General features: G+C 42.6%; 17 protein-coding genes. 10 read left to right on the top strand and 7 right to left on the bottom strand.

What is annotated here, in order from left to right; translation table 11 throughout:
- Window positions 1-105 precede the first annotated feature (105 nt).
- Window positions 106-1,206, top strand: a complete 1,101-nt coding sequence (locus RMY32_RS26465) for a D-alanine--D-alanine ligase family protein (RefSeq protein WP_322709431.1) — start codon at window positions 106-108, stop codon at window positions 1,204-1,206.
- A 356-nt stretch (window positions 1,207-1,562) separates the two neighbouring features.
- Window positions 1,563-2,057 carry a hypothetical protein gene (locus RMY32_RS26460; protein ID WP_409884039.1) on the top strand — a complete coding sequence of 165 codons (495 nt, stop codon included), beginning with the start codon at window positions 1,563-1,565 and terminating at the stop codon, window positions 2,055-2,057.
- Window positions 2,058-2,903: 846 nt separating this feature from the next.
- Here the strand turns inward: RMY32_RS26460 and RMY32_RS26455 are convergent.
- From RMY32_RS26455 to RMY32_RS26445, 3 genes are all read right to left on the bottom strand, one after another.
- A complete protein-coding gene (locus tag RMY32_RS26455; protein WP_322709428.1) occupies window positions 2,904-3,836 on the bottom strand; it encodes an alpha/beta hydrolase in 933 nt (310 codons plus the stop codon).
- Between the two features lie 19 nt (window positions 3,837-3,855).
- Window positions 3,856-4,362 (bottom strand): DUF4112 domain-containing protein, encoded by a 507-nt coding sequence (locus RMY32_RS26450; protein ID WP_322709427.1) that lies wholly within the window; start codon window positions 4,360-4,362, stop codon window positions 3,856-3,858.
- 87 nt (window positions 4,363-4,449) lie between these two features.
- Window positions 4,450-5,349, bottom strand: coding sequence for a YihY/virulence factor BrkB family protein (locus RMY32_RS26445; RefSeq protein ID WP_322709426.1), 900 nt, complete (start codon window positions 5,347-5,349; stop codon window positions 4,450-4,452).
- 227 nt (window positions 5,350-5,576) lie between these two features.
- Here RMY32_RS26445 and RMY32_RS26440 point away from each other — a divergent pair, with 227 nt between their 5' ends.
- Entirely contained in the window at window positions 5,577-6,044 is a 468-nt protein-coding gene (locus tag RMY32_RS26440; RefSeq protein WP_322709424.1) for a hypothetical protein, read from the top strand.
- Between the two features lie 175 nt (window positions 6,045-6,219).
- Here the strand turns inward: RMY32_RS26440 and thrC (RMY32_RS26435) are convergent, their stop codons facing one another.
- A complete protein-coding gene (gene thrC / locus RMY32_RS26435; protein ID WP_322709422.1) occupies window positions 6,220-7,311 on the bottom strand; it encodes a threonine synthase in 1,092 nt (363 codons plus the stop codon).
- A gap of 935 nt (window positions 7,312-8,246) precedes the next feature.
- Here thrC (RMY32_RS26435) and RMY32_RS26430 point away from each other — a divergent pair.
- The gene (locus tag RMY32_RS26430; protein WP_322709421.1) at window positions 8,247-8,441 is read left to right on the top strand and encodes a hypothetical protein; all 195 of its coding nucleotides are present in this window, start codon (window positions 8,247-8,249) and stop codon (window positions 8,439-8,441) included.
- Between the two features lie 113 nt (window positions 8,442-8,554).
- Here RMY32_RS26430 and RMY32_RS26425 read toward each other — a convergent pair whose 3' ends face one another.
- Complete coding sequence (locus RMY32_RS26425) at window positions 8,555-10,927, bottom strand: hypothetical protein (RefSeq protein ID WP_322709419.1); 2,373 nt, start codon at window positions 10,925-10,927, stop codon at window positions 8,555-8,557.
- Between the two features lie 311 nt (window positions 10,928-11,238).
- On the opposite strand from RMY32_RS26425, the gene RMY32_RS26420 reads away from it, so the two are divergent.
- Both RMY32_RS26420 and RMY32_RS26415 read left to right on the top strand, forming a co-directional pair.
- On the top strand, window positions 11,239-12,903 hold the full coding sequence (locus RMY32_RS26420) for an iron uptake porin (RefSeq protein ID WP_322709478.1): 1,665 nt from the start codon (window positions 11,239-11,241) through the stop codon (window positions 12,901-12,903).
- A gap of 443 nt (window positions 12,904-13,346) precedes the next feature.
- Entirely contained in the window at window positions 13,347-13,700 is a 354-nt protein-coding gene (locus RMY32_RS26415; RefSeq protein WP_322709417.1) for a hypothetical protein, read from the top strand.
- Between the two features lie 251 nt (window positions 13,701-13,951).
- Here RMY32_RS26415 and RMY32_RS26410 read toward each other — a convergent pair whose 3' ends face one another.
- Both RMY32_RS26410 and thrC (RMY32_RS26405) read right to left on the bottom strand, forming a co-directional pair.
- A complete protein-coding gene (locus RMY32_RS26410) occupies window positions 13,952-14,227 on the bottom strand; it encodes a ubiquitin-like small modifier protein 1 (RefSeq protein WP_322692526.1) in 276 nt (91 codons plus the stop codon).
- 88 nt (window positions 14,228-14,315) lie between these two features.
- Window positions 14,316-15,620, bottom strand: coding sequence for a threonine synthase (thrC, locus tag RMY32_RS26405; protein ID WP_322709416.1), 1,305 nt, complete (start codon window positions 15,618-15,620; stop codon window positions 14,316-14,318).
- Window positions 15,621-16,449: 829 nt separating this feature from the next.
- On the opposite strand from thrC (RMY32_RS26405), the gene RMY32_RS26400 reads away from it, so the two are divergent.
- The 4 genes from RMY32_RS26400 to RMY32_RS26385 all read left to right on the top strand — a co-directional run bounded on the left by RMY32_RS26400 (window position 16,450) and on the right by RMY32_RS26385 (window position 25,455).
- Window positions 16,450-18,975, top strand: a complete 2,526-nt coding sequence (locus RMY32_RS26400; protein WP_322709414.1) for a hypothetical protein — start codon at window positions 16,450-16,452, stop codon at window positions 18,973-18,975.
- A 177-nt stretch (window positions 18,976-19,152) separates the two neighbouring features.
- On the top strand, window positions 19,153-19,716 hold the full coding sequence (locus tag RMY32_RS26395) for a hypothetical protein (protein WP_322709413.1): 564 nt from the start codon (window positions 19,153-19,155) through the stop codon (window positions 19,714-19,716).
- Between the two features lie 280 nt (window positions 19,717-19,996).
- On the top strand, window positions 19,997-21,433 hold the full coding sequence (locus tag RMY32_RS26390) for a hypothetical protein (RefSeq protein WP_322709477.1): 1,437 nt from the start codon (window positions 19,997-19,999) through the stop codon (window positions 21,431-21,433).
- Window positions 21,430-25,455: a TonB-dependent receptor gene (locus RMY32_RS26385; RefSeq protein ID WP_322709412.1), complete on the top strand. Its 4,026-nt coding sequence runs from the start codon at window positions 21,430-21,432 to the stop codon at window positions 25,453-25,455. Before RMY32_RS26390 ends, RMY32_RS26385 begins: the two co-directional genes overlap by 4 nt.
- Window positions 25,456-25,462 lie beyond the last annotated feature (7 nt).

Below are 25,462 nucleotides of genomic sequence, written 5' to 3'. Positions count from 1 at the left end.
TTCTCTAGTCAGGCTTTGAACGGGCAATAAAATAATCTAGAAAAATATGGCAATTTTTGTAGGTTGTGATACGCTATCTGCTTGAGAAGTGTGGAGGAGCCGAAAATGACTAAGCTGCGGGTGGGGTTACTGTTTGGCGGTCGTTCGGGAGAACATGAAGTTTCGATCAAATCAGCAGGGGCGATCGCTAACGCCTTGAGTGCCGGGGAAAATGCTAGTAAGTACGAAATATTGCCTTTTTACATCCAAAAAGATGGCCGCTGGCTGGCAGGAGAAGCACCCGAAAAGGTTTTAGCAACCGGCACTCCGCTACTGGAATCGGCAGAATCAACATCTGTTGGAAACCTGATATCCAACCCTCAAGCCCAAACTCTGAGCAATTGGCAATCTCCCTCTCAAGTTGCCCAAGTGGATGTTTGGTTTCCCATTCTCCACGGCCCCAACGGTGAAGATGGAACGATTCAAGGGTTACTGACTTTGATGCAAGTCCCCTTCGTCGGTTCTGGGGTGTTAGGTTCGGCTATGGGAATGGATAAAATTGCTATGAAAATGGCCTTTGAGCAAGCGGGATTACCCCAGGTAAAATACAAGGCGGTAACTAGATCGCAGGTTTGGTCTAATCCTTGCGTATTTCCGAAACTGTGTGATGAAATTGAGGCAACATTAGGTTATCCAGCTTTTGTCAAGCCAGCTAATTTGGGTTCATCGGTGGGTATTGCCAAAGTGCGATCGCGCCCAGAATTAGAAGCTGCTTTAGATAGTGCTGCCAGTTACGATCGCCGACTAGTTGTAGAAGCTGGAGTAGTCGCTAGAGAAGTTGAGTGCGCCGTTTTAGGTAACGACCAACCCCAAGCCTCTGTCATTGGAGAGATTACTTATGACAGCGATTTTTATGATTATGAAACTAAATATACTGAGGGTCGGGCAGATTTACTGATCCCCGCCCAGCTTCCAGAGGCGATCGCTCGTCAAATTCAAGATATGGCTTTGCAAGCTTTTGCCGCTGTTGACGCTGCTGGGTTGGCAAGGGTAGATTTTTTCTATGTGGAAGCAACACAAGAAGTATTTATTAACGAAATCAATACGTTACCAGGCTTTACTGCGACAAGTATGTATCCCCAACTCTGGGCCCATAGTGGAGTCTCTTTTCCAGAATTAGTCGATCGGTTAATTCAACTTGCTCTTGAAAGGCATTCTCCTAGCTGACAGAATAAATAAGCAAACTGATTTCTGATTATTACGGTAAAAAGCCACAATAAATACAGAACTTTGGCAAAATTTAGCCAGATTTGGTAGCTTATGTCTTACAAAAAAGCTACTTAAATCTAAATTTTGTTACGGATACCTGATGCTTGACTCCTCCAGTACAATTTATTGACTAGAGGGGTACAAATCTGAAAGTAATCATGGAAAAAAGTCAGAGTGTACAGCGCGAGCGAACCCATTTAAAAAGGGCTACTCCAGAGCTGACAAACAGGAAATCGAGACTAAGAAACAGCTCGAATGTTCTGATATATCTGGTTGCACATCATCCTTGGCTATTGTTGACTGGGTGTTTAGCCATGTTTCTGGGAGGCGGCACCTTTGCCTTATATAGCTTAGGTAATGCTGGCCCCGTGCCACAAGAAGAACCAGAAAAAATCCCAGTTATCGTTGAAGAACCAATCAGTCCGCCCTCTGAGAATAGCAATCCTACACCTTTATGGGTGATTGCTGCGATCGTTCTCAGCTGTGGTGGTGGTTCTTTGCTGATTTTCCGAATGCTTAACCGCACCAAGCAACCGCAAAAAGTTCAAAAACAGGTTAATCGCCAGCAGGTACGCTTGGCACACAAGCATTACCAAAAATTGGAACCAAATCTTCCCAAGAGTCAGCCAATTTTTGTGCCACAGCCACAACTAATGCCCCTGATGCAGATGCAACCTAAAACAAAGCATCTGGTAACTGTTCTCCCAGCAGAACACAAGCATCACTTGGATACGCGCACAGAACCCTTAGCAGAATTGATGGATCTTCGTAAAAATAGTTCATTGTCTGCTATTTTACGCCAGTATTAATACTACGGTAAAGTAAACCCCGTTAAATTAACACTTTTTGCCAATTAGCTAGGCTTAGATTCCCGACTTTCTCTAAGAAGTCGGGAATCTTGTTATGTACGAATAATTTATTTGCTATATAGCGGTTTCACTGCTTTTCAAAAGTTAGATATGAGCAATTAGGAAATTTAAAAACTTGCCAAAATGGCAACCAGCTTTTGATTATTCAAGTTAAATTGTATGAAGATAAACGACTTCAAGGGTTTGATTATCAGGGACTACCACTTAAGCGAATTTCTTTTGTAAAACACTGTTTACCAAGTGATTTACAAAAACAAAAAGCTATCTCTAACAATTATAGCAAGGAACTGGGGACTGGTGACTGGGGATTGGGTGAAAAGTCTTGTTGTGTCTAAGTTTTATCATCTGTTAATGTCCTAACCACGTTGGCTGTTGCTATATTTGCAGAGTATCTATTTCAGTAAATAAATTCAATAATCAGGTTTGGCATTTGCTGCAACAGGAATATTAAATGCGTGCAGGCGTTGTTGAACTACGCATTAGCCCCTAATAGGGGTAACGTCTGTATACATTCCTGTTCACTTCAGCAGCAAATGATAGAGTGGGAGTTTGAAAGCTGACTGATATGCTTCCTCCCACTCTCTTTTTATCAAAACAGAATTCAGGAGTCAGGATTCAGGAGTCAGAATGAATTTTGTGCAACTGGTATATAGCGCAACAGTAGCACTCTTGCACAAAAGCAAGCTACGCGCATCGTCTATCTGCAACACGCTGCGCGAAGTAGAGAGCGTCTGAATCACCAGATTAATATTACTGAATTCTGAATTCTGGCTTCTGAATCCTTCTTTAAAAGTTAGTATCTTGTAAAAACTCAATAATCGCTTTATTTACCACCGCAGAAGCCCCAGTTGAGGCATCATGACAGCAATTAGATAAAATCTGTAATTTAGAATTAGGGATATGTTGATGTAATTTTCTCCCATGACTAGCAGGAAACCAACTATCTTGCTCACCCCACAAAACTAATGTAGGACACTTAATTGCACTCAGGTTATTTTGAATTTTGGTAAGCATATTTGGCTTATTTGCTTGCCAATTCTCAATTTCTCGCGCGGCTATTTGTAACTCTTCGGCAACTTTTGCGATCGTACCAGGCAATTCAGTAAACGGGTAAGTTATCCAATAGATATCTTCCTGTGTCAAGATTGAGGGATCGAATAATACCCTACGTCTTTCTATTGCCATAACTTCTTTAAATAGAGGTGCAAACAAATATGTCAGACGTAAGGAATCAATTGTTTGCATTATTTCTAAGGGCATTTGGGCAAGCAACCACATAGACCAATGAGGTAGCTGTTCGGCAAAAACAGGTACGTTTACTACTATAAGCCGTCCGATTAACTGCGGGTTTTCTTGAGCAAGAGCAAGGGCAACTAATCCCCCTAGAGATTCTGCCACAATAATTGCGGGTTCATCACATAATGCCTGAATAATTCTTTGAAACTCAATAACTTGATGACCGTTGTGTTCTTTTCGAGACAATGGTTTTTCGGAAAAACCAAAACCTTTGGCATCAAAACAAATTACTCGGTAATATTTAGATAATGCTGCTACGCTGTGCCGCCAATTGTAGCTCCAACTCCCCATCCCATGTAATAAAATTAGCGGTTTCCCTCTTCCTCTTTCGCCATAAGCAATTTGTACAGGATACCCTTTAGCGTCACTAATAACTAAACTTTGCCGCCCTTTGGGAAAAGTAGCTTGCCACCAATCTTTCATTCTTTTATCAATAAACAATTTAACCGCCTGTAAAGGCGTTCCACAGGATTCTAATTAGGATCACAGGCAATGCTACTAAGACAATGGAGATGAGCAATAATCCAGCCAAAACGGCAAAGATAAACCATCTGTCTGCACTCTTTTGCTCGCTAGGAAACTTTAAGTATTCTTCCAAGAGCTTGATATTATTAGTGTTAGCTCTCCAGGCAACATCAAAAAAGTCTCCCAAAACTGGGACAGCACCTACCAAGCCATCAATGATTACATTCAAAACCATTTTACCTAGAGTTGCTTTAGATACGCCTAGCCGTGCTGCTTCTAGAATAATGTAGCTAGAAAACATTATTCCCAAAAAATCACCACCAATCGGTATGAGTCCTAAAATTGGATCTAAACCAAAACCAATCTTTGTGCCAGGAATGGTAATAACATTATCCAGCAATCGACTTAGCTGACGCAGGCGCTTCAAGGTGGGTGCTTTGGCATCAGGTTCAATCATCGGAAATCGAGGAGGAGAATCAGTCATGGAGGCGATCGCTTACTTTGTATTGAATCGTTAGATATTTTACTCCCCTACTGAGCTTTTGCAATCATTTTCTCAAGGATTTACGAATTAATATTTCACTTTCGATTGCGGCTGGGCTTTTAAGCGCATATCTTCGCCGACAGTCACGTTCAACTGATCGCCGATTAACAGAACAGCAGCGCTCATTGACAGCCAAAGCATTAAAACTATCACTGCTCCTACAGCACCATATACTTTATTATAATTGCCAAAATTCGCCACATACAGCCGAAATAGGGCAGACAACATTGCCCAAAAAACAGCTGCTAAAATTGCTCCAGGCATCATTGGCGTGCCTGAGTTCCACTGGCTTGGGCCATAGCGATAGACAAAGCCAAAGGCGACAGCAACAATACTTAAAGCTAAAGGCCAGCGTAACAGTAGCCAAAGATGCAACAAAAAGATTAAAGAACTATTTTCGCGCGCTACTATTCCCAATAGCCAGTCGCTGGTAAACACTGAGAAAGAGGCTAGTATGAACAGCAACATAGTACCGACTGTTAATCCCAGAGAGACAAGCTTGGCTTTCCAAAAAGGACGAATGTTTTCTGAAGGAATTTGATGGATTTGATCGAGGGCTGTCATTGCGGTACTCACCGCCCCAGAAGCAGTCCAAATTGCTAATACAAAGCTTAGAGAAAATAAACCACTGTTTTTGGAGTTAGTAATTTCTGTGGTAGCAAAATCACGAATTAGCTCCAGGGCTTGTTCGGGTAAGATTTGACTTAGTTGTGCCGCCAGTTGTTTAAAGGTATTTTGTAAAGATTCTGCCAATAAGCCAATGGCTGTGATGATAGCAAGAATTGCTGGAAACAGCGATAGCATGGCATTAAAGGCGATTTCCGAGGCGAGTCCAAAAAGTCGCCTTTCGATTGTTCTGGAAAAAGTTTTTTTAATCGTGCGCCAATTGAGGTGGCGAAAGAAGCGAAAAAAACGAAGCTTTGGCATAATTTAGAGTTAAAACTGGTTGGGTTTATTAACTACTGTGCTAAATTTTGCGTAGCGATCGCATCTGTCTTTCTACCGCAAGAATACTGAGTCGAGAGTTTCTAACTAATGACCATTGACCCTTCGGGTGACGCTCCTACGTCGCTACCGCTTCGCTAACACCAGTTGCTCATGGGGGAAACCCCCAAGACCGCACTGGCTCACCAATGACTAATGACTATTAATGTATGAATCAAGATTTAACACAACAGTGGTTGACAGAAATCCAGGTAATCAAAGAGCAGATGGTGGAGCTTCAACACGAGCGCGATACAGCTTGGGAAAGTGCCCAAAAATGGCGTCAGCTTTACAATACAGAAGCAGAACAACGCCGTACAGATACTCAACTTTCCCAACAGACGATCGCCTCTCTCAAAGCAGAACTGCATAAACTCCAAGGTCTTGAAATAGACACACTAGCTGCTGGGACACCAGCAGCTATCCAACAAGAAATAGAACAGCTAAAATCTGTAGAAGACTTGCAAGCTAAACTGATCGCCGCAATTAAAGAACGCGATCGCCTCTTGCAAGCTTTGAAAACTGAGCAGGAGAATCATGCCCAAACCCGCAATAGTCTTACTACTGCATTGGGTGATGCTATTGATAGCCTAACGCGCGAACGAGCAGGAGCAGGGAGCAGGGGAGCAGGGAGATGAGGGAGCAGGGGGGCAGGGGGGCAGAGGAGCAGAGGAGCAGGGGAGCAGGGAGCAGAGGAGCGGGGAGATGAGGGAGTGAGGGGATAAGCAGATAAACAAAACTCCTAACTCCTAACTCCTAACTCCTAACTCCCAATCCCCAATGCCCCATGCCCCATGCCCAATGCCCAATGCCCTAAAATCCCATTGCCTTAGCTACTGCGCCCAGTTCTGCCGCGATACCTTGTTGAAATTGACTGTGATTGTGTTTAATGGCTGTATCTGGGTCTTTTAGTCCATTGCCTGTGAGGACACAAATTACTGTCGCCCCTGTGGGAACTTGGTCTTTCACCTGCAACAACCCAGCGACAGAAGCGGCGCTAGCAGGTTCGCAGAAGATACCTTCTGATGCTGCTAAAAGTCGATAGGCATCGAGAATTTCGGCATCGGTAACGGCGTGGAAATTTCCCTGACTGGCGGTTTGGGCTGCGATCGCTAATTCCCAACTTGCAGGGTTGCCAATCCGAATTGCTGTCGCTAAAGTTTCGGGATGCGCCACTGGCTGACCGTGAACTAAGGGGGCTGCTCCTGCGGCTTGGAATCCCATCATCCGGGGTAAGCGATCGCACTTTCTGGCTTGATGATATTGACAAAATCCCATCCAATATGCTGTGATATTTCCGGCATTTCCCACGGGAATACACAACCAGTCTGGTGCGTCACCCAATGCATCGACAATTTCAAAGGCTCCTGTTTTTTGTCCTTCTAGCCTGTAGGGATTGACCGAATTCACCAAAGTGATCGGATAGCTTTCGGCCATGTCGCGGACAATTTCTAGCGCTTGGTCAAAATTACCTTTAATTGCCAATACTTCTGCGCCGTACAACAACGCTTGAGCTAACTTGCCCAGCGCTACATAACCGTCGGGAATCAGTACAAAGGCATTCATACCTCCGCGTCTGGCATAAGCGGCGGCGGCAGCTGAGGTGTTGCCCGTGCTGGCACAAATGACTGCTTTTGCCCCTGCTTCCTTGGCCTTGGAAATTGCCATAGTCATCCCCCGGTCTTTGAAGCTGCCGGTGGGATTGAGACCATCATATTTTACAAAAACCCGTACTTGTCTGCCAATGCGTTCTGCGATCGCTGGCGCTGGTATTAGAGGTGTGTTGCCCTCCAACAGAGTCACAATCGGTGTTTTTTCGCTGACAGGCAAGTATTCGCGATAGGCTTCTATCAGTCCGGGCCAGGGTTGGCGATGAGATGTAGCAACAGACAGGCTCAAAGTCACGGGATTTAAAATTTCTTAATGTAAGGATTGGATATTTTAGAAAGGGTGGGATCGGGAAGCGCAAAATGGGAAAGAGGAAAAAAGTAGATTTTTCGTTACCAGTTGCCTGTTCAGAGTTCCCTAATCTCAAAGAATCTTGTTAAGAATATTATTTGTGGTGCAGGCGTTTCACTTACTATTTTTATTTAGAACGTTAATTTATCATAAACCGCCACGGCAACCTTCGGTTCAACAAATTACCTTCGAGGAGACTGACAAGGTGAAAAATCATCTGTAAATCTATAGGACTCTTATTTAATTTTTGAACAAGACTGAGTACGTATTTATCCTATTCCTTATTTTGTGTTCCCTGTCTATAGAAGTAAATTCTCCGAATTAATTAAACTGATTCCTATATTAGACTTACGTCATAACTCTCTAAAAATTTTATTTATCCGTGGTTTAAGTCGCGCTTAGTGAATCATTTTATTCAGTAGTGCCTATGTATTTTCCTAGTCTATGTGTTTTACTTAAGATAGGAAAATACTTAAGAGGCTGTCTCTTTTTGATGTTAGCCTTCCACCTCCCTTTCTACAAGAGACTGCACCAAGTGCAAGTGCTTCGCCCTACGTTTTTTCATGATTTAGGATAATTCTTGATATAGTCTACATATAATTTCTTGCGTAAATTCCTCAAAAACGGCGATAATTGTTTGTACAACCATAATTGACAGAGTATAAATTAACTATTCTTAAGTATCTTCCCGTGGAAGGATGCTTTACACACTTGGGTCAGTGTTTTTTTGGAACACAGCCATTATAATCACCGTCTTTTATGATTGAACCCAAAATCCATTAGAGTAATTGATTGAAAATATACAATTATTTAATAAAGCTTAAAAGAGCATTATTATAATATTTCTAATGGTGTGAGTTAAATAGTGGATTTAATTAGCAATGCCTACTTATTTATCTAGTGTTTCCGATCGCGAGTCCCAGACTGCCTGGGTCAATAAGTTAACCAAGTCTTATTATCAAGACGATCAGCAAGCTAAATTGATGCATTTACAAGCAGAGGTAGACTCTCTGTTGCAGCAATTGGAAAGTCTGAAGCACCAACGTTTAGCCGAAACCAACCAAAAAGAAGAATAAGTCAGTCTTCTAGATAGCGATTAGATAGCGATGTCTACGACGGGCTATCTGGCGTCGCTTTTCCCCCCTTTAATTTAAATTTGAGTAAAGGGGAAATTTGAGTCAGGGGTGCGTTATTCAAAGCGCTGATTTTTCTCTGACCAGCGCCTCAAACTGTAGTTATGAGCATTTTCTACCAGTAAAGCTAAGGATTGCACCCCTGAAAGCTTGGCGATCGCAGAGAGTCTTTGTAAGTAATTTTCTGTAAAATCAGTGTAAATAACTTTATTTACATCAGACAAAATTATAGTCCGGTCGCGGCGCTGCTCTGTGTTTTTTCTCTGTTCAGGTGTCCCCTGATTCAAGGATGCTATTGCTTCTGGTGAGATAGTCAGGATTATTTCTGGTTGAGCGTTATTTGTTAAATCAATCACTTGAACAGGCCAATCACCTAATTTTTCCTGCATCTGTTCAAAGCTAGGAATAGCACCAACCGGAAATTCACCAGATTGCTGCAAAGATTGCCACAGACTCGATAGCATTACCTTTACCCCTTGGGGATTTTGTTGATGCAGTTCCTGTAGAGTAATGGGAGATGGTTGCACCCATTCCAATGCGGCATTTGTCAAAGCTAAAGGTTTGGGTTGGAGAGCATCGTTTGGATTATCTGGAATTTTTGGGCCAGCAGCTAAGAGGCGCAAAATTTTACCCCGTAGTTGCACCGCTTTGATAGCGGCTATAGTAATTTTTTGCTCTCCATTTGGCAACCAGACTACAATCTGGATTTCCGGGTCAGAACTGATTCCCAAAGTCTTCCAGAAAAATTTGGCGGCGTCAGTTTTCGGGGGGTTAAAATTCTCAAAGGGGAAATTTAGCCAGCGTTTCCCATCATTAAATGCACTTACCTCCACCTGATACCAAACTTGGTTATCCGTAAGTTTCAAATCTCCTGGGGAATTTGGTTGCAGCCATTCGGCGTTAGTAACTTGAGTGATTGGTTGCACCGTACCAACAATCTGACTAGGGTGAATCGAGGATATTTGTGATGTACCCTTACCATTGAGTTTTGCCAACAGACCTTGAATATAAGCAAGATTCTCTTTTGTAATTTTTGGTTGCGCCTTTAACCAAGAATTAGCATGTCCTTCTCCCCGTTGAACTGCTAAAATCAACGCGAACCAAGCTTGCACCTCTCGTCTATTTGGGTTCACCTGCAACGCTGCCACTGTGCGATTCCACAACCGTTTTTCATCAGCATTGAGTAGAGTGGCAATTTCTTGGGCATTATGTGGCGAGGCTTCAAACACCTGTAAAGCTTTCTCCCAGCGACCATCAATCAAATCTGCCAGCACTTCTTGACTAGGACTTGCCCAAATTTTCTGGGCTTGAATTTTAGTAAGTTGAGAATGCAAGCGAATCAAATCCATTTGTGCTTGCGCCGCTTCTGGTAAAACTCCTTTGCGCTGTTTCTTGATGAATTTCAACCATTCAAAAGCTGGTGTCCACAATCCACTACGGGCAATTGACAAGGCACTTTGGTATCCAGAATTCTTGAAGGTCGATGATTGGAGGCTAATCGCCTCCAATTGAATTGGTTTGAGGAATAACTTCAGAGGTTTGACTTGGTAAACTTGTAAATGCGGTTCTAAACCTACTGTTTGATCGATAACTAACTCTTTTGTACCATCACCAGTTACCTGCTGCCATTTCGGCAATTGTCCGTTAGGACTAGTCCAAGACAACATTTGTAGTAAGTTTGTGCGTTCTGGATTGTAGTATACGACGTAACCGTAGCGGATCGTATCAGTTGCTTGTTGGCGTTTACCCCGCAAATCAAACCAAACCCCTGATGATGGTGTCTTACCTTCAAAGCGTTGCACTTCAGTTAAAGGTAGGGGAATACTGATATCCTGGGGTTCTGAAGTTCCATCAAGCAAAGAAGAAATCACAAAGGATTCATCTGGGCCAGTTACAGATAATTGAGTCACTAAATAGTAGTAATTTTCTGACTGAGATTTAAACTCTAACTCAACTGATCGCTCGTAAACCCTAAGTTCCACTAGTTCTTCACAATCAGATTGACAATTAGCACGTTGTTGAAAAACTGGTAGTAAAAATGAGGTTTTCACATCTTGATTTAAAGGCAGAGTTTTCCCAAATATTTGGTTTTTTTTACTCAAATCCAGTTGAATTTGTTTGAGAGTTTGGGGGCGTTCGTGTTTACCAAGGGGAATTTGTGCCCATGCAGGTAAAATTTTATTTAGCCAGCTTACTTCGTCTGGATTGAAGATGAAGAGAACACTAATCCAGGCAAAAGCCACAATTAGACTAGCACTACTTAAGATAATTGCGTAGCTTGCCGCCGTAGGCATCGCTAATATTGATGACAACCAACTTCCTCGTTTTAGCTTTTTCTGGGGTTTTTTAGCGACGCGTTTCATCGCACCAGCACGAGGTTGATTCGGTTTAGAGGCTTTTGGCTTCAGCTTGCGTGAACGATTTGCCATAGATTGGGGATTAGGGATTGGGGATTGGGGATTAGGGATTGGGTATTAAGAAAACTCTTTCCTAATCCCCAGTACCTAGTCCCCAGTACCCAGTACCCAGTCCCCAGTAACCAGTCCCCAATACCCAATACCCTGTTATACTCGCCCTTGCAAAAGTTGCCCAGAAGCATTAAGTCTAATTTGGGACAAAATCCGTAAATGTCCCCATGTGAACCCTAGATGATCGCGAATACACTCTTCACTTAAGTATGTGAGCAGAGTGTAAAAAATTGAAAGGTAGACTTATTAGCCGCAGTTATCGCAAAACCTGGATGCTCGCATCGTTACTAATTGCGGGAGTAAATGGAGTTGCACAAAAAGCATTAGCACAAGAGTACATCAATCCAGAAACTACTCAGGAGATAGGAGTTAAGGACAATAATATTATTCCCTCATCTCCCCTCCTCCCAGAAGAACCGATGGCTCAAGTTACATCGGTATCTCAACTCAAGGACGTACAACCCAACGATTGGGCATTCCAAGCCTTGCAATCTTTGGTAGAACGCTATGGTTGTATAGCCGGCTATCCAGATAGCAGCTATCGCGGTAATCGCGCCTTAACTCGGTATGAATTTGCTGCGGGTGTAAACGCTTGTTTAGATAGAGTTAACGAATTAATCACTACAGCCACCAGCGATTTAGTCACTCGCGAAGATTTAGCAATATTACAAAAATTACAGTCAGAATTTGCTCCTGAATTAGCAACTTTGCGGGGTCGTGTCGATAATTTAGAAGCCAAAACTGCTGAAATTGAAACCAACCAATTCTCAACAACAACTAAACTCAGTGGACTACTGATAGTTGGCATTCAAGGACGAACTAACAATCGTGGTGATGTGAATCCTAGAGATAGACAAAAGGATACAGATGATGCCGGGACAAATATTAATCTTATATCCCTGGCACAGCTGTATTTAACTAGTCAAATTACTCCCAGTAGTTATTTGTTTACAGGTCTTTTAGATGGTAACGGAACAACTGCGCCTAGATTTACTAATAGTGTTTCCCGGAATGATGTTTTACTTGGTTACGAATTTCCTACAAATAGCTTGATAGTAAGTGACTTAAATTTTCATTGGCTGGTGACAAATAAATTAGCAGTAATGGTAGGAACAGAAGGTGTAAGTATGCCAGCTGCTTTCCGAGGCCCCAATCGGGTAGAAAGCGCTGCAACAGGGCCATTATCTTATTTTGCCCAAAGAAACCCAATTTTAAATATGGGATATGGTCACGGCGGTATAGCTATTGATTGGCAATTTGCTAAACGCGCTAGTTTGCAGGCAATTTATACTAGTTATCAACCAGGAAATCCCGGTAAAGGTAGTGGTTTATTTGATGGAACCACTACAACAGGTGTGCAATTACTGCTGACACCAACCGATACTCTAGATTTAAGTTTATATTACGTTAACAATTACGCTTCCGATGGTTGTTTGCTAACCTTTGTTGGTGATGAATGCTTAACTACAGTTAATACCACTACCGGAAAATCAGCACCGCTACAAACTAACGCCGTAGGTGCAACTCTTACTTGGCAAATTTCTCCCCGCATTAGCGCAGGTGCGTGGGGTGGTTATACTAAATCTTATATTCCTGGGCAATCGGGAAGTGTAGAAACAACAAATTATATGGTGTTTATGAATTTCCCTGATTTATTGAAGAAAGGAAATTTAGGAGGAATTTATGTCGGTCAACCTCCTAAGATCACTAGTAGTGATTTACCTGTAGGAAATAATGTCCCTGATTTTATCAATACAGGTTTAGGACGAGCAGGTGGACAACCAGGCACGACCACTCAAATTGAGGCATTTTATCGTTTTCAATTAACAGATAATATTAGCATTACACCAGGAATAATTCATCTTATCCAGCCTGGTAACACACCAGATAGTGACTCAGTTACTATCGGCATTCTGCGAAGTACTTTTAGTTTTTAATCCTGCTTGCAGATAAATATTATAGAACTTAAATTTTGATAGCACTTAAATTAAATAAATTGGTCTTAATCAACTCTTAAATATATCTTTTTTAATGCTATGTACCTGATTTTCAATAGATATAAAAAAAGGTTTGATTCACCGCCGAATCTCGATATCAATCCAGTGTATAACAACATCCCAAATTAATAGACTCATGATTATATTCATAGAGCATCTTCCTATAGGATGTTTGCAAATATGCTGAAACTTGATATTATTTCGCTTCGATATCGCCAAATATCTAAAATAGAAAATTAATCTGCCATAAGTTCTAATTTTTTATCAGTATTTTTACAACTATAATGAATAATTTTTGCACTTGCTAATCCCTAGCAAATACTGTTTATAATTGGACTTTTGTGAGTAATACTAGACAAAAATTAATGACGAAAAAGTTCATCATGAACCTAAGTATAGTTGATGATAAATTGCAGATAGAATTTACATTTAAAGAGCAACTGCTAGCCGTTCGTTTGAATAAGCTTTGGCAAATATCACTAGCTAATATTGAACAAGTCACAACAGCCGAACCCCAAAGTAATTGGCGAGAATTGCGTGCCCCTGGTAGTTTTATTCCTGGAGTGATTAAAGCTGGAACTTATTACACTAACCGAGGTAAAGAGTTTTGGTATGTGAATCGAGAAACAAATTATTTAACCATTGAATTGCAAGATGAATCCTACAAACGGATTATCTTAACTATTGATAACAACGAGTCTTGGCAACAAAGACTTCTTCAGATCATTGCTGTATAGTTAGTCAAGTAAAATCAGTCCCACAAAATAAGTTGTGCGGTATTGCTTATTAGTGTCAACATAAGCCAAAATATGGGCGAAATTCTTGTTTTCACCTAACAATCGCCTGGAAATGCTGGCTGCATTGTCTGTACTGCAAGTAAGAGAGGCGGCAGCCCTTTTAACGAGCATTCCCAGTCCGGAACTGGGAACAAGTCAATCTTGCAAAGCTTTGTCTAATTAAGCTTCTACCTTATTTGGTGTTTTGTGTATTAACCACCAGCGACAGCTGGGACAATACTTACTTCATCGCCATCTTTAAGAGTTGTATTAATACCATCTAAATGGCGAATGTCTTCGCTATCAACGTAAAAATTTACAAATCGACGTAGTTTGCCTTCTTCATCGCACAACCGAGATTTAATACCAGGAAAGCTTTGTTCTAAGGAGTCCAACAATTCAGCAATGGTGCTACCGTTGGATTCTAGACTAGCTTGATTATTAGTCAAATTCTGAAGAGTTGTAGGAACTAAAACTGTTACAGCCATAGAAGTACAAAGTGAATAGTTAAAAGTGAGGAGTATAATTTAAGAGTTAGGAGTCATGAATAAAAAATTCATAACTCATAACTCCTAACTAAACGAGGACTTGTTGCCATTCCAAGCGATCTAGAGTACGCGATCGCTCTAGCGCACGTTCAAAACTATCGAGTTTCGCATCAATAGTCAAGGGTTCACCAACGTAGCCTTGGACTGCTTCTTGGGTTTTCAAACCATTTCCTGTGATGTAAACCACGGTAGTTTCATCTGGATCGATTTTGCCAGCTTCTACCAGTTTTTTCAGCACGGCCACGGTTGTACCACCAGCCGTTTCTGTGAAGATGCCTTCGGTTTCTGCCAGCAATTTGATGCCATCAATAATTTCGGCATCATTGACTGATTCAATGTTACCACCAGTTTTCTGAGCTAGCTCCACAGCATAAATACCGTCTGCTGGATTGCCTATTGCTAACGATTTCGCAATTGTATTCGGTTTTACTGGCTTAATAAAGTCGCGTCCTTCTTTGAAGGCTTGAGCGATTGGCGAACAACCTTCAGCTTGAGCGCCACTGAAACGAACGCTCTTGTTTTCTACTAAACCAACTTCAACAAATTCTTGGAACCCTTTATAAATTTTTGTAAAGAGCGAACCAGATGCCAAAGGAGCAACTACATGATCTGGTAATTCCCAACCTAGTTGTTCTGCAACTTCAAAACCTAGCGTCTTAGAACCTTCAGAGTAATAAGGACGCAGATTAATATTGACAAAACCCCAGCCATGTGTATTAGCAACTTCCGAACAGAGACGATTGACTTGATCGTAGTTGCCTTTGACGGCCATGAGGGTGGGACTGTAGATTAAGCTACCAAGAATTTTACCAGCTTCTAAATCTGCGGGGATGAACACACAGCAGTCTAAACCGGCATGAGCTGCGATCGCAGCTGTAGAATTTGCCAAATTACCAGTGCTAGCGCAAGAAACAGTAGTGAAACCTAACTCTCGCGCCCTGGATAGAGCGACTGATACCACCCGATCCTTAAAGCTCAGGGTGGGCATATTCACGGCATCATTTTTTATATAAAGCTTATTTAGACCCAGGCGACGGGCAAGACGATGAGAACGAACTAGGGGAGTCATCCCCGTTCCCACATCTATAACATTGTCAGTTGCGACAGGCAAAAAGGGGCGGTAGCGCCAAATTGAATTAGGCCCAGCTTGAATTGTTTCACGAGTGACAGTCAGACGTAGGGCGTTGTAGTCATATTTGACTTCTAAAGGGCCAAAACATAACTCACAAACATTACTGGCTTTGAGTTCATATTCTGCACCACATTCCTTACACTTCAAGGCTTGAAAGTAAGCAATGCTGGTTTGGGTTTGGGTTTTGATTGCCTGAGTCATAAACTAGCTTTCCCTGTTTGGCTGTCACTTGTCGCCTGATACTAACACGAGCAAAAATACCAGTCAAACATACCCGACTAAAAATGTCGGATATACTTGGTATTAATAGTAAGGATTCTTGTAAAACTTTAATACTAGTAATCTCTATTTTTAGTAACTACACGTATACTGTTCATGTTATGAAAAAATAAAATAGCTTCCGTTATTCAGTATTAACACTGAAAAACGTGATGATTAAATTGCATTTTTTTATGACAAAGTTGCATTTTATGAAATTGCTATCCTATTTAAGCGATCTAGAATGCTTAGTTAATTTTCAATTTTTTTTATCTAAATGACTCTCTGGGGCAGTATATATTTCTGATAATAAAGACTCAAAAACATTTTTATATATAAGTTTTAGTGTTTTTAGCATCTGAATCAAGCCACTAAAATTGCTATGTGTGTTGCCAAAATAAAGTTAGTTTTTCAGCTTTGATGCACTCACTCATAGCTCAAGAAGTTACTTATTTATACGGAAGATTTTTTTTGCTTTAAAAGCTACATTGCTATTTACATCTCTAACCAAGCAAAATACAGTAATAAATTACACATATTTGCGATTGCCAGCTTTGATTCTCAAGGGTAAGCGTAAAACCATTAGACAAGTTATTTCTGGTTATTGTCTCAATATAATTTCCCAGGAGTGTCAATAATTTAACTCCTTAAATATGCATTCCCAAAACTTCAACGTTTTGGGCAGCCATAATCGGTAATTCCTTAAAGGGAATTGCCAAACTTTATCCTGTCTCAAAATCCGAGATACAAGTTCAGCAAACAAACTACTTATATGGTAAATCGAACTCAATCCGTAAATAAACAGCGTAAACTTTATCAATTTCTAGTAGCAACAGCATTATTAACTGGTAGCCTTTTCCAATTTCTTGCACCCGTATTAGCTGACGGAACGACTGCGGGTACATCTATCAGTAACACTGCAACAGCAACCTACGAAGATCCCAACAGTCCAGGGACAACTATAAATGCCACTTCTAACACTGTGGTTGTCACTGTAGCAGAAGTTGCTGGAATTACCGTTACAGGGTCTGGAGTCACAGATAACAATGGCGGTAATGTTGCAGTTGGCGACTTACTAATCTACACCTACACCTTGACCAATGTAGGTAATGACCCCACCAAATTCCACATTCCCAACCAAGCGACAACAACTGGGCCGGGTACAGTTTCTGGCACATTACCAAATGGTGGTACAGCTAATAGCCTGCAATATAGCACTGATGGTGGTCAAACTTGGATAAACGTCCCTCAAGGTGGTGTAGACACACCTTCTGTTCCGGTTAACGGTACTGTGTTAGTACGTGTGCCAGTAACTGTACAAGCTGGCGCTCAAACCAATGATGTCATTACCGTTACTCTTGGTAATACTCCTGGTGATGCTCAAAACCAACTGCGGAGTCCTGATGGTGGTGACGTATTCACCGTAGATAACCCCGATGGTAGTGCTGGTGAGGTATCTGGCACACCAGTTAATGGTACACGGGAAGCTAGCGCCACCGAGCAAATTAAGGTTGGTTTAACGGTGAAGACCTATGCTTTAGCCACCATTCTCAAGATTCGCAGTGGCTATAACAATGCTGGCACAACTGCGATTACAGATGATAAATTGACCTACGATTTGAGTTTGCGAGTTGAGTCCAACGATCCCACAGGACAGGGAATTACACCAGCAGCTTTGACGGGTACAAGCATCAATGTTAATGGTGTTGCTGGCACTTATATCTTGGTTTCTGATGCGATTCCTGCAGGTACAGATTTGGCGGTAGCACCAACTGCACCTCCTGGTTGGCAAACAGTTTATACAACTACCGCAGTTACAACTAATGCTAATGCTGCTAGTTGGACTACGACAGCACCACCCTTGGCCTCAGTCACTCGCGTTGGTTTTATAAATAATCCAGCGACTATTACTTCCATTGCTCCTGGTACAACAGTGAATGGCTTCTCGATTCAGCTAGCTGTTGAATCAACAGCAACTTCACCCTTAATCGTCGCTAATATCGCTCAATTGTTTGGTCAAACACCCAGTAGCACTTTACCAGTATACGACGAATCTGGCGACCAAAACCCCAGCAACTATGATGGTTCTTCAGGTAGTATGACACCTCCTACGGGTACAGATACCAATGGTGATGGTATTCCCGATACTCTACCACCTGCCAACGTTGATGATGGCTATATTAACACTCCAGCATCTCCAGAAACTGGAACTGACACAGGTAATAACAACACTGGTACTGGTACAGGTGGTGAGGCGAACGTCTTCACAGTGCAAGCGCCTATTGCTTCAGCGTTACTCAACGGGCCGCAGAATGCGCCGGATGCTACTGGGCCATCAGGTGGAACCAACGATGATTTCACTAACAAATCTTCTCTCGTTCCTGCTGGTACAGCACCAGGTAGTACACTTGACCCACAATCAGTTGGCTTCACCAATACAGTTAAGAACAGTGGTACTGACTCAGGTGTTTTGAAGATAGAGCCTACGCCACCAGCAATTCCAGGAGATTTACCGAATAATACGAAGGTGACTATTACCTACGGTAGTCAGTCTGCTGTCTATACCTATAATAATGGAGCGTTTGCATTAACTGCTGGTACAGCAATTACAATCCCCAATGTTGCTCCTGGTGCAAGTATTAACTATGGTGTGGAAGTTGATTTACCTCCAGGCACGCAGTTATCTACTGATATTAGTAAAGGCTTCCCAGTACCTATCACTGCTTCGATTGACAACTATACGACAGATACCAACGGTGATGGAATTAAAGATACTGGCAATGATAATACCTTTGATTCATCCAATATTACCATAGATCGCGTGTACACTGGCTTCCTGAAACTGCTGAAAATGTCACGAGTTTTACAAGGAACTGGGCCTGTAGTCCAGGGGAATGATGGCACATTCAGTATCGATCCGAAAAAGCCTGCACCAGGAAACATTATTGAGTACCAAATTCAATACACAAATATTTCCGATCCTCAATCTGGAACTGGGAATGTGATTTTGAATGCTAACAAAGTTGTGATTACTGAAGATGGTACGAAAAGCCCCAATAACTGGGCATTAGACAACGATGCTAGCGGTCAAATTGATACTAGCAACATTGTTGGTTCAGCTAAGGATTCCGGGAGTGCAACCATCCAATTCTTTAGTGGTAATCCAGCTACTAGCTCTGGCATTGACCAAACTGGAACTACGGCAAACACTGATGTTGCTAAGTACATAGATACTGTAACTGGCACGATCGCACCGGGTATTCAAAGAACATTTACCTTCCAACGCAAGGTGAACTAATTCGTTGGGATTGGGGACTTTGAAGTTTGCAGACTCTGGTACAGAAGAGTCTGCGAAGTATTTGATCTTATCCTCAACCCCAAACAGCAAGCAAATAGGAGAGTGACTTTTTCTTAGCAAAAGCTGGGAAAGATAAGTCAACAATTTACATTCTGGAAGTTTTTTGAGGTTATTTATATGAAGCGTGTTTCTTTTGCAGGTTTAGGAGCATTCGCTCTCATTGCCACAGTTCCATTTGTCGGTCAAATTCCGGGAATCGCAAATGTATGGCATTCAGAAAGTGCTGTTGCTCAGAATATCAGAACTCAAGGGCAAATTCAATTGCGTTTAGAAGCAGAAAAGCAAGTAGTGGCACAGGATCGACAAGGTAAGCAAAGCCAGAAATGGGAACCTTTAAAAGGTCAAGTTGTGGTGCGACCAGGAGATGTATTGCGATATACCTTGATTGGCGAAAATCAGAGCGAACGCCCAGTGAAAAATTTGATTTTTAATCAACCTATTCCTAAAGGAATGGCCTACGTGCTGAATTCTATTAATGTCGCTAAAAATACTAAAATTACTTGCAGTATTGATGGTGGGCGTAGCTTTGTTGAAAATCCCACTGTTAAAGTTACTCTTCCTGGCGGCAAAGTGGAAACCAAACCAGCCCCAGCCATTGCTTACACTCATATCCGTTTGCAGATTCCGTCACTTGCTGCGAAGACAACAGTCAAGGCAACTTATCAAACCCAAGTCCGCTGATTTAAGACGCAAAGACACGCCGCCTTGCTAACTCGGAAAAGAGCCGCAATCAAGAATATTTTTAGATTCCATCTGGAAACAAAATTTTAAAAGAGTTTGAGCTTAACTGGATTTCCCCAAATAAATAAGTGCTTTTATTAACAACAACCTTGACATTTAATAGGAGATGTGTTAAGTGAGCCATCCTCAAAACCAAAAGCAAATTAGTTCTAGCGGTAGCTGGTGGCGACGGTTAACAGCTACTGTTCTTCTGGGAAGTTTTTTGCATACTACTATATCTATGCCAGCGATCGCGCAACAGACTAACAATCTGGTTGCGTCTTTGCCATTAATAAATCAAGCTACTTATACTTATACAGATTCTGCTAGCAATTCTCAATATCAAGGAACTTCTGAGCAAATCAATTTTAGTCCTATCCCCTTACTCGATCCATTAGGACGGATTTTAGGTTGCGCTGGGACAATTTTACCTGACTATACAGGTTTTTCAGTTGGGGTATACGAACCTAACTCTAGCGATCCAACGGGGACAGAATTGGGCAGTTTGGTTGCTTTGACTCGAACAGAGTTGCCAGATATTCCTAATAACAATGTTCCTGGTGGAAAATCGCCGAATACTGAAAATAGTAATCCCTACTTCGTTACGAATAACCCTGCGGGTGTCTACAATTTCCTACTCGATCCGAATAAAGGTCAAACCGCTCCAGGTAGAACCTACATTTTTGTAGTTAATCCACCACCAAATTCTATCTATAAACAGCGACGGGTCAAGATTGAAATCCTTGAGAGTACTGGTACACAAGGTAATAATGTCGTGCGATATGTGGCCAGTTCTCTAGATGGTCAACCAATCAGTATTACGGGTGAAACCAGAGTAGAACAAACAGTTGTTTTAGTTCCCAATGCAGAAACGGTAGGACTGGATTTATTAGCCTTTGAATTCACTACAAATTTGTGTCAAGCCAATCAGTTACAGATTATCAAAACAGGCGATCGCGCTACTGCTGAACCTGGAGATACGGTAATCTATCGCCTGTCAGTAAAAAATCTTGCTGATGCTGGTTTGAATAATATATTTGTCACCGACAACCTACCTTTAGGATTCCAGTTTTTACCGAAATCTGTACAAGGAGAGCTAGATGGTCAACCAGTCGCGATCGCTTCAGAACGCAATGGTAACACAGTGACATTCCGCACAGATGTAACAATTCCCCCAGAGAAAGTCTTGAATATTGCCTACGCTGCTCAACTAACAGCTGATGCGCTGCGTGGTACTGGTCGTAACACTGCGATCGTTAATGGTCAACGAGCTGATAACCGTTTTAGTACTAAGGATGGTCCAGCAACCCACCAATTGAAAATTCGTCCAGGAATCGTTTCTGACTGTGGCACGATTATTGGTCGCGTGTTTGTTGATAAAAACTTTGACGGGGAACAACAGCGTGGTGAACCTGGAGTAGCCAATGCGGTGATTTTTCTGGAGGACGGAAACCGCATCACTACAGATCCTAATGGTTTGTTCTCTTTAGCTAATGTCTTACCTGGATATCACACAGGTGTACTAGACCTTAGCAGTGTAGCGGGTTATACCCTAGCTCATAACGAAAAATTCCGCGAACGAAATAGCCAATCTCGCTTGGTGCATTTAGAGCCTGGTGGCTTAGTACGCATGAACTTCGCTGTAACCCCAACATTTCAGGAGTCAGTCAAGAAATGAAACCCAGACTGCACTGTTTAACTACATTTAACCTGAGATTGATGGGGGCGATGCCAGTAGCTCTCTGCCTTGTTTTATACCCTGCAATAGTCAAAGCAGAAATCGCTAGTAGTTCGCCAAGTGAACTTGGTGGGGTAAAGGGGAAAGGGGAATGGGGAAAGGTTTTAAATCCCTTACCCTTTACCCCTTCCCCTTTCCCCAGTCCTCACCAATCATTGTTGGCTTGGCAGACTACTAGTGAAAAACCCCTTTTCCCTGATTCCCATTTGCAAGCCGATAAAGGTGTTGAAGATCGAACGGATGGGAATAAAGTTGCTGAAAAAAGTATAGATTCAAATTCTCCCGCTCTCTTAAGAAGTTCCGAGCAAGATTCTCCACCTCTTGAATTGGCCTCAACTTATAAAGCATCGGCTCCTGAAATTCCAGATATCCAGCCAAGTGAAACAGAAATATACCCATTTCAACCAGAAACTTCTATTGATTTGTCCAGTGACTCACGCAAAATAGTAGGAATCAAGAACGACGGAAGTAAAGATACTGAGACACTATTTTATGCTTCTCCAACGGAAATACAACCATTTCAACCAGCAACTTCTGTAGATTTGCCTAGAGGCTTACGCAAAATTGCTGGAGTAGAGAACGCGGGGACAAAGGGACAAGAAGTAAATGAAAATCTTCCTGTGTCCCCCACTGTCCCTATCTCTACAGCAATCAAAATCCTGACTCCGACGGCTGACAGTGTTGTAGATGTCCAAGCTAGCACGGTGATTGTGCAGTTTCCTGCTGGTAGTCAAGTAGAATTGCGGGTCAATGGCGCGTTGGTAGACCCTTCTTTAGTAGGACGGACGGAAACCGATGCTACCACCAAGTTGGTAACGCAGACATGGTATGGTGTATCGTTAAAAGAAGGTGCAAACACCATTTCTGCACAGGTTGTTGGAGGAATAGAACCCCCTGTAACAGTGCAAGTTGCAGTACGAGGAACGCCGAAGCAATTAACTTTAGAAACAGTTGAGTCTCGTATCCCGGCGGATGGGCGTTCTACGGCGACAATTCGGGGTCAACTCATCGATGCAAGTGGCAATCGCTCGAATCGTGATGCTGTTGTCACCCTCATACCCTCTGCTGGGGAGTTGGTCGGGAAAGACTTCAAGCCTAATGAACCGGGATTTCAAGTGGAGGCGAAAGCGGGGCAATTTACAGCGACTTTGCGATCGCAACTGAAGGCGGAAACTGTCACAATTCGCGCGATCGCTAATGATTTAGAAGCCTTCACCCAACTACAATTTGAAACGTCACTGCGTCCGAGTTTAGTTACTGGAGTCATAGATTTACGTTTGGGTGCTAGAGGTACAAATTATTACGGCAGTTTCCGTGATTTCCTCCCTCCTGACAAAAACAACGGAACCCAATTAGATTTTCATTCAGCGATATTTGCCACTGGTGCGATCGGAGAATGGTTATTTACAGGCGCATACAACAGTTCTCGTAACCTCAATGAAGATTGCAATTGCGATAATCGTCTGTTTAGAACTTATCAATTTAGCGAGCAAAACTATCCTGTCTACGGCGATAGCTCGAAAGTTGATGTGGTCGCTCCTTCCATTGACAGTGTATTTTTGCGTTTTGAGCGTTCAGCCCGTACCCCTGGCTCCGATCCTGATTATGCGATGTGGGGTGACTATAACACAGAAGAATTTGCGCGGCGATCGCAGCAATTTACTTCTATCACTCGTCAACTCCACGGTTTTAAAGCTAATTACAATTTAGGAAACCTCCAAATTACAGGTTTCTATGGCGACCACTTAGAAGGATTTCAACGGGATACTATTGCTCCTGATGGTACTAGTGGCTATTACTTCCTCTCTCGCAGACTATTACAAGCAGGTAGTGAAAATGTCTTTATCGAGTTAGAAGAACTCAATCGTCCTGGGACTGTATTAGAACGCAAACAGCTTAACCGAGGCCCAGACTACGAAATCGACTACGATCGCGGTACTTTATTATTCCGCGAACCGATTCTTCGCACCGATATCGATCGAACCGGACAAGTGTTGGTGCGTCGGATTGTTGTTAGCTATCAATATGACAGCGAAGACTCTGATGGGAACATCTATGCTGGTCGTTTGCAATATAATCTTTCCCGCAAACTTAACTCCGAAAGTTGGATAGGAGCAACTTACATTCAAGAAAATCACGGGGTGCGCGACTTTCAACTCTACGGCGCAGATGCACTGATTGCTTTGGGTGACAACGGTAAGTTAATTGCAGAATATGCTCATTCCACGAATGATTCTGATGTTGTGGGAAAAGTCAGAGGTGATGCTTACCGTTTAGAAGCTGAAGGAAAGATTGCTAATGGAATTCAAGGTCGAGCCTATTATCGCTTTGCTGATACGGGTTTTGCCAATAATGCCACTATCAGCTTTGTCCCAGGACAAACCCGTTATGGAGCGCAGGTTACAGCTAAACTCACCTCAACTACCAACGTCAGAGCGCAATACGACCACGAAGACAATTTTGGGATTGCTCCCCAACCCCTAGACACCTTTGAAGAACTGTTTGCACCGCGTTCTGAGGCGATACCTGGTAGTAAGGTTGATAATTCACTGACGACGATTTCTGCTGGGATTCAACAACGCTTGGGTAGTGCCACTATCGATCTCGATTGGATTCACCGTCGTCTGGAAGACCGTATCCCCGACAGTACCCTAAGTAGTAATTCCGATCAACTGCGATCGCGTTTTTCAGTTCCTCTAGCTAAAAACCTGACATTCCAAGCCCAAAATGAACTCAGCTTATCTTCCCAAAAAAATGCTGTTTACCCAGACCGTACCATTTTGGGGTTGAATTGGGCAGTAATTCCTGGTGTCAACGTCAGTTTGGCCCAACAGTATTACAGTAGCGGTCAATATTCGGGTAATTCCATCACGAGCTTGAGTGTCAACGGCGAACACAAACTCGGATCGGATACTACCTTGACTGGTCGTTACTCAATTTTGGGTGGTGCTAACGAAATGACTACCCAAGGCGCAATTGGGATAAATAACCGTTGGACTATTGCTTCGGGATTGCGGCTGAACGTCGCTTACGAACACGTATTTGGCAACTTCTTCGGACGCACTTTGGCAGGTCAACAATATGCCCAACCCTACGCCTTTGGTCAAGCTGCATCTGCGATCAGATTTGATGGTGGCGATAGCTACAGTGTAGGGCTGGAATACAGTGATAATCCGCAATTTCAAGCTAGCGTCCGTTACGAACATCGTTCCTCTTCTGGTGGTAGTAATACAGTAATTACCGCAGGTGCTGCGGGTAAAATTTCTCCGGCTCTCACAGCTTTGGTACGTTATCAACAAGCCGGTTCTTCCAATCAAAAGCTTTCAGGATTGGGAGATACTGCTAACCTCAAGTTGGGTTTAGCCTACCGCGACCCCAATAGCGATAAATTTAATGCTTTATTGCGTTATGAATATCGCCAAAATCCATCAACCATCCCTGATACCATCCTCTTAGGAAGTGGTACGGGTTCTCAAGACCATACTTTTGCTTTAGAGGCGATTTATGCTCCTAACTGGCAATGGGAATTCTACGGGAAGTATGCGTTACGTAACAGTACCTCTTACATAGCTAACGATTTAGCCGGTACTAGCACAGTAAATCTGGCTCAAGTACGTGCTACCTATCGTTTGGGATATAGCTGGGATTTGGTGGGTGAGGCTCGTGTAATTAGTCAGTCTAGCTACAGTGAGACAGGCTTTGTTCTGGAAACAGGCTACTACCTCACGCCTAACCTGCGCGTTTCGGCTGGTTACGTCTTTGGGAAAGTTGATGACCGAGATTTTTCTGGCACACGTTCTGCGGGAGGCGCGTATTTAGGCTTTACGGTTAAGCTCAACGAATTGTTTGACGGCTTTGGACAACAAAAACCTGTAGCGCGCCAGCCACAGGAATCGGCGATGAAAACTTTGGTCGGTAAACTCAAGGCTGCAATCAGGGGGATGCAAAGGCGTGAAATATAAAAGGGTT

Source organism: Nostoc sp. ChiSLP03a, assembly GCF_034531215.2.
Classification (GTDB): domain Bacteria; phylum Cyanobacteriota; class Cyanobacteriia; order Cyanobacteriales; family Nostocaceae; genus Nostoc.
The sequence above is the reverse complement of the archived record's forward strand: the minus strand, read 5'-3'. Positions and strand labels throughout refer to the sequence as shown.

Coding starts and splice junctions, on each gene's coding strand:
- RMY32_RS26465 (WP_322709431.1), top strand. CDS start 106: ATGACTAAGCTGCGGGTGGGGTTACTGTTTGGCGGTCGTTCGGGAGAA.
- RMY32_RS26460 (WP_409884039.1), top strand. CDS start 1,563: ATGTTTCTGGGAGGCGGCACCTTTGCCTTATATAGCTTAGGTAATGCT.
- RMY32_RS26455 (WP_322709428.1), bottom strand. CDS start 3,836: ATGAAAGATTGGTGGCAAGCTACTTTTCCCAAAGGGCGGCAAAGTTTA.
- RMY32_RS26450 (WP_322709427.1), bottom strand. CDS start 4,362: ATGACTGATTCTCCTCCTCGATTTCCGATGATTGAACCTGATGCCAAA.
- RMY32_RS26445 (WP_322709426.1), bottom strand. CDS start 5,349: ATGCCAAAGCTTCGTTTTTTTCGCTTCTTTCGCCACCTCAATTGGCGC.
- RMY32_RS26440 (WP_322709424.1), top strand. CDS start 5,577: ATGAATCAAGATTTAACACAACAGTGGTTGACAGAAATCCAGGTAATC.
- RMY32_RS26430 (WP_322709421.1), top strand. CDS start 8,247: ATGCCTACTTATTTATCTAGTGTTTCCGATCGCGAGTCCCAGACTGCC.
- RMY32_RS26425 (WP_322709419.1), bottom strand. CDS start 10,927: ATGGCAAATCGTTCACGCAAGCTGAAGCCAAAAGCCTCTAAACCGAAT.
- RMY32_RS26420 (WP_322709478.1), top strand. CDS start 11,239: ATGCTCGCATCGTTACTAATTGCGGGAGTAAATGGAGTTGCACAAAAA.
- RMY32_RS26415 (WP_322709417.1), top strand. CDS start 13,347: ATGAACCTAAGTATAGTTGATGATAAATTGCAGATAGAATTTACATTT.
- RMY32_RS26410 (WP_322692526.1), bottom strand. CDS start 14,227: ATGGCTGTAACAGTTTTAGTTCCTACAACTCTTCAGAATTTGACTAAT.
- thrC (WP_322709416.1), bottom strand. CDS start 15,620: ATGACTCAGGCAATCAAAACCCAAACCCAAACCAGCATTGCTTACTTT.
- RMY32_RS26400 (WP_322709414.1), top strand. CDS start 16,450: ATGGTAAATCGAACTCAATCCGTAAATAAACAGCGTAAACTTTATCAA.
- RMY32_RS26395 (WP_322709413.1), top strand. CDS start 19,153: ATGAAGCGTGTTTCTTTTGCAGGTTTAGGAGCATTCGCTCTCATTGCC.
- RMY32_RS26390 (WP_322709477.1), top strand. CDS start 19,997: ATGCCAGCGATCGCGCAACAGACTAACAATCTGGTTGCGTCTTTGCCA.
- RMY32_RS26385 (WP_322709412.1), top strand. CDS start 21,430: ATGAAACCCAGACTGCACTGTTTAACTACATTTAACCTGAGATTGATG.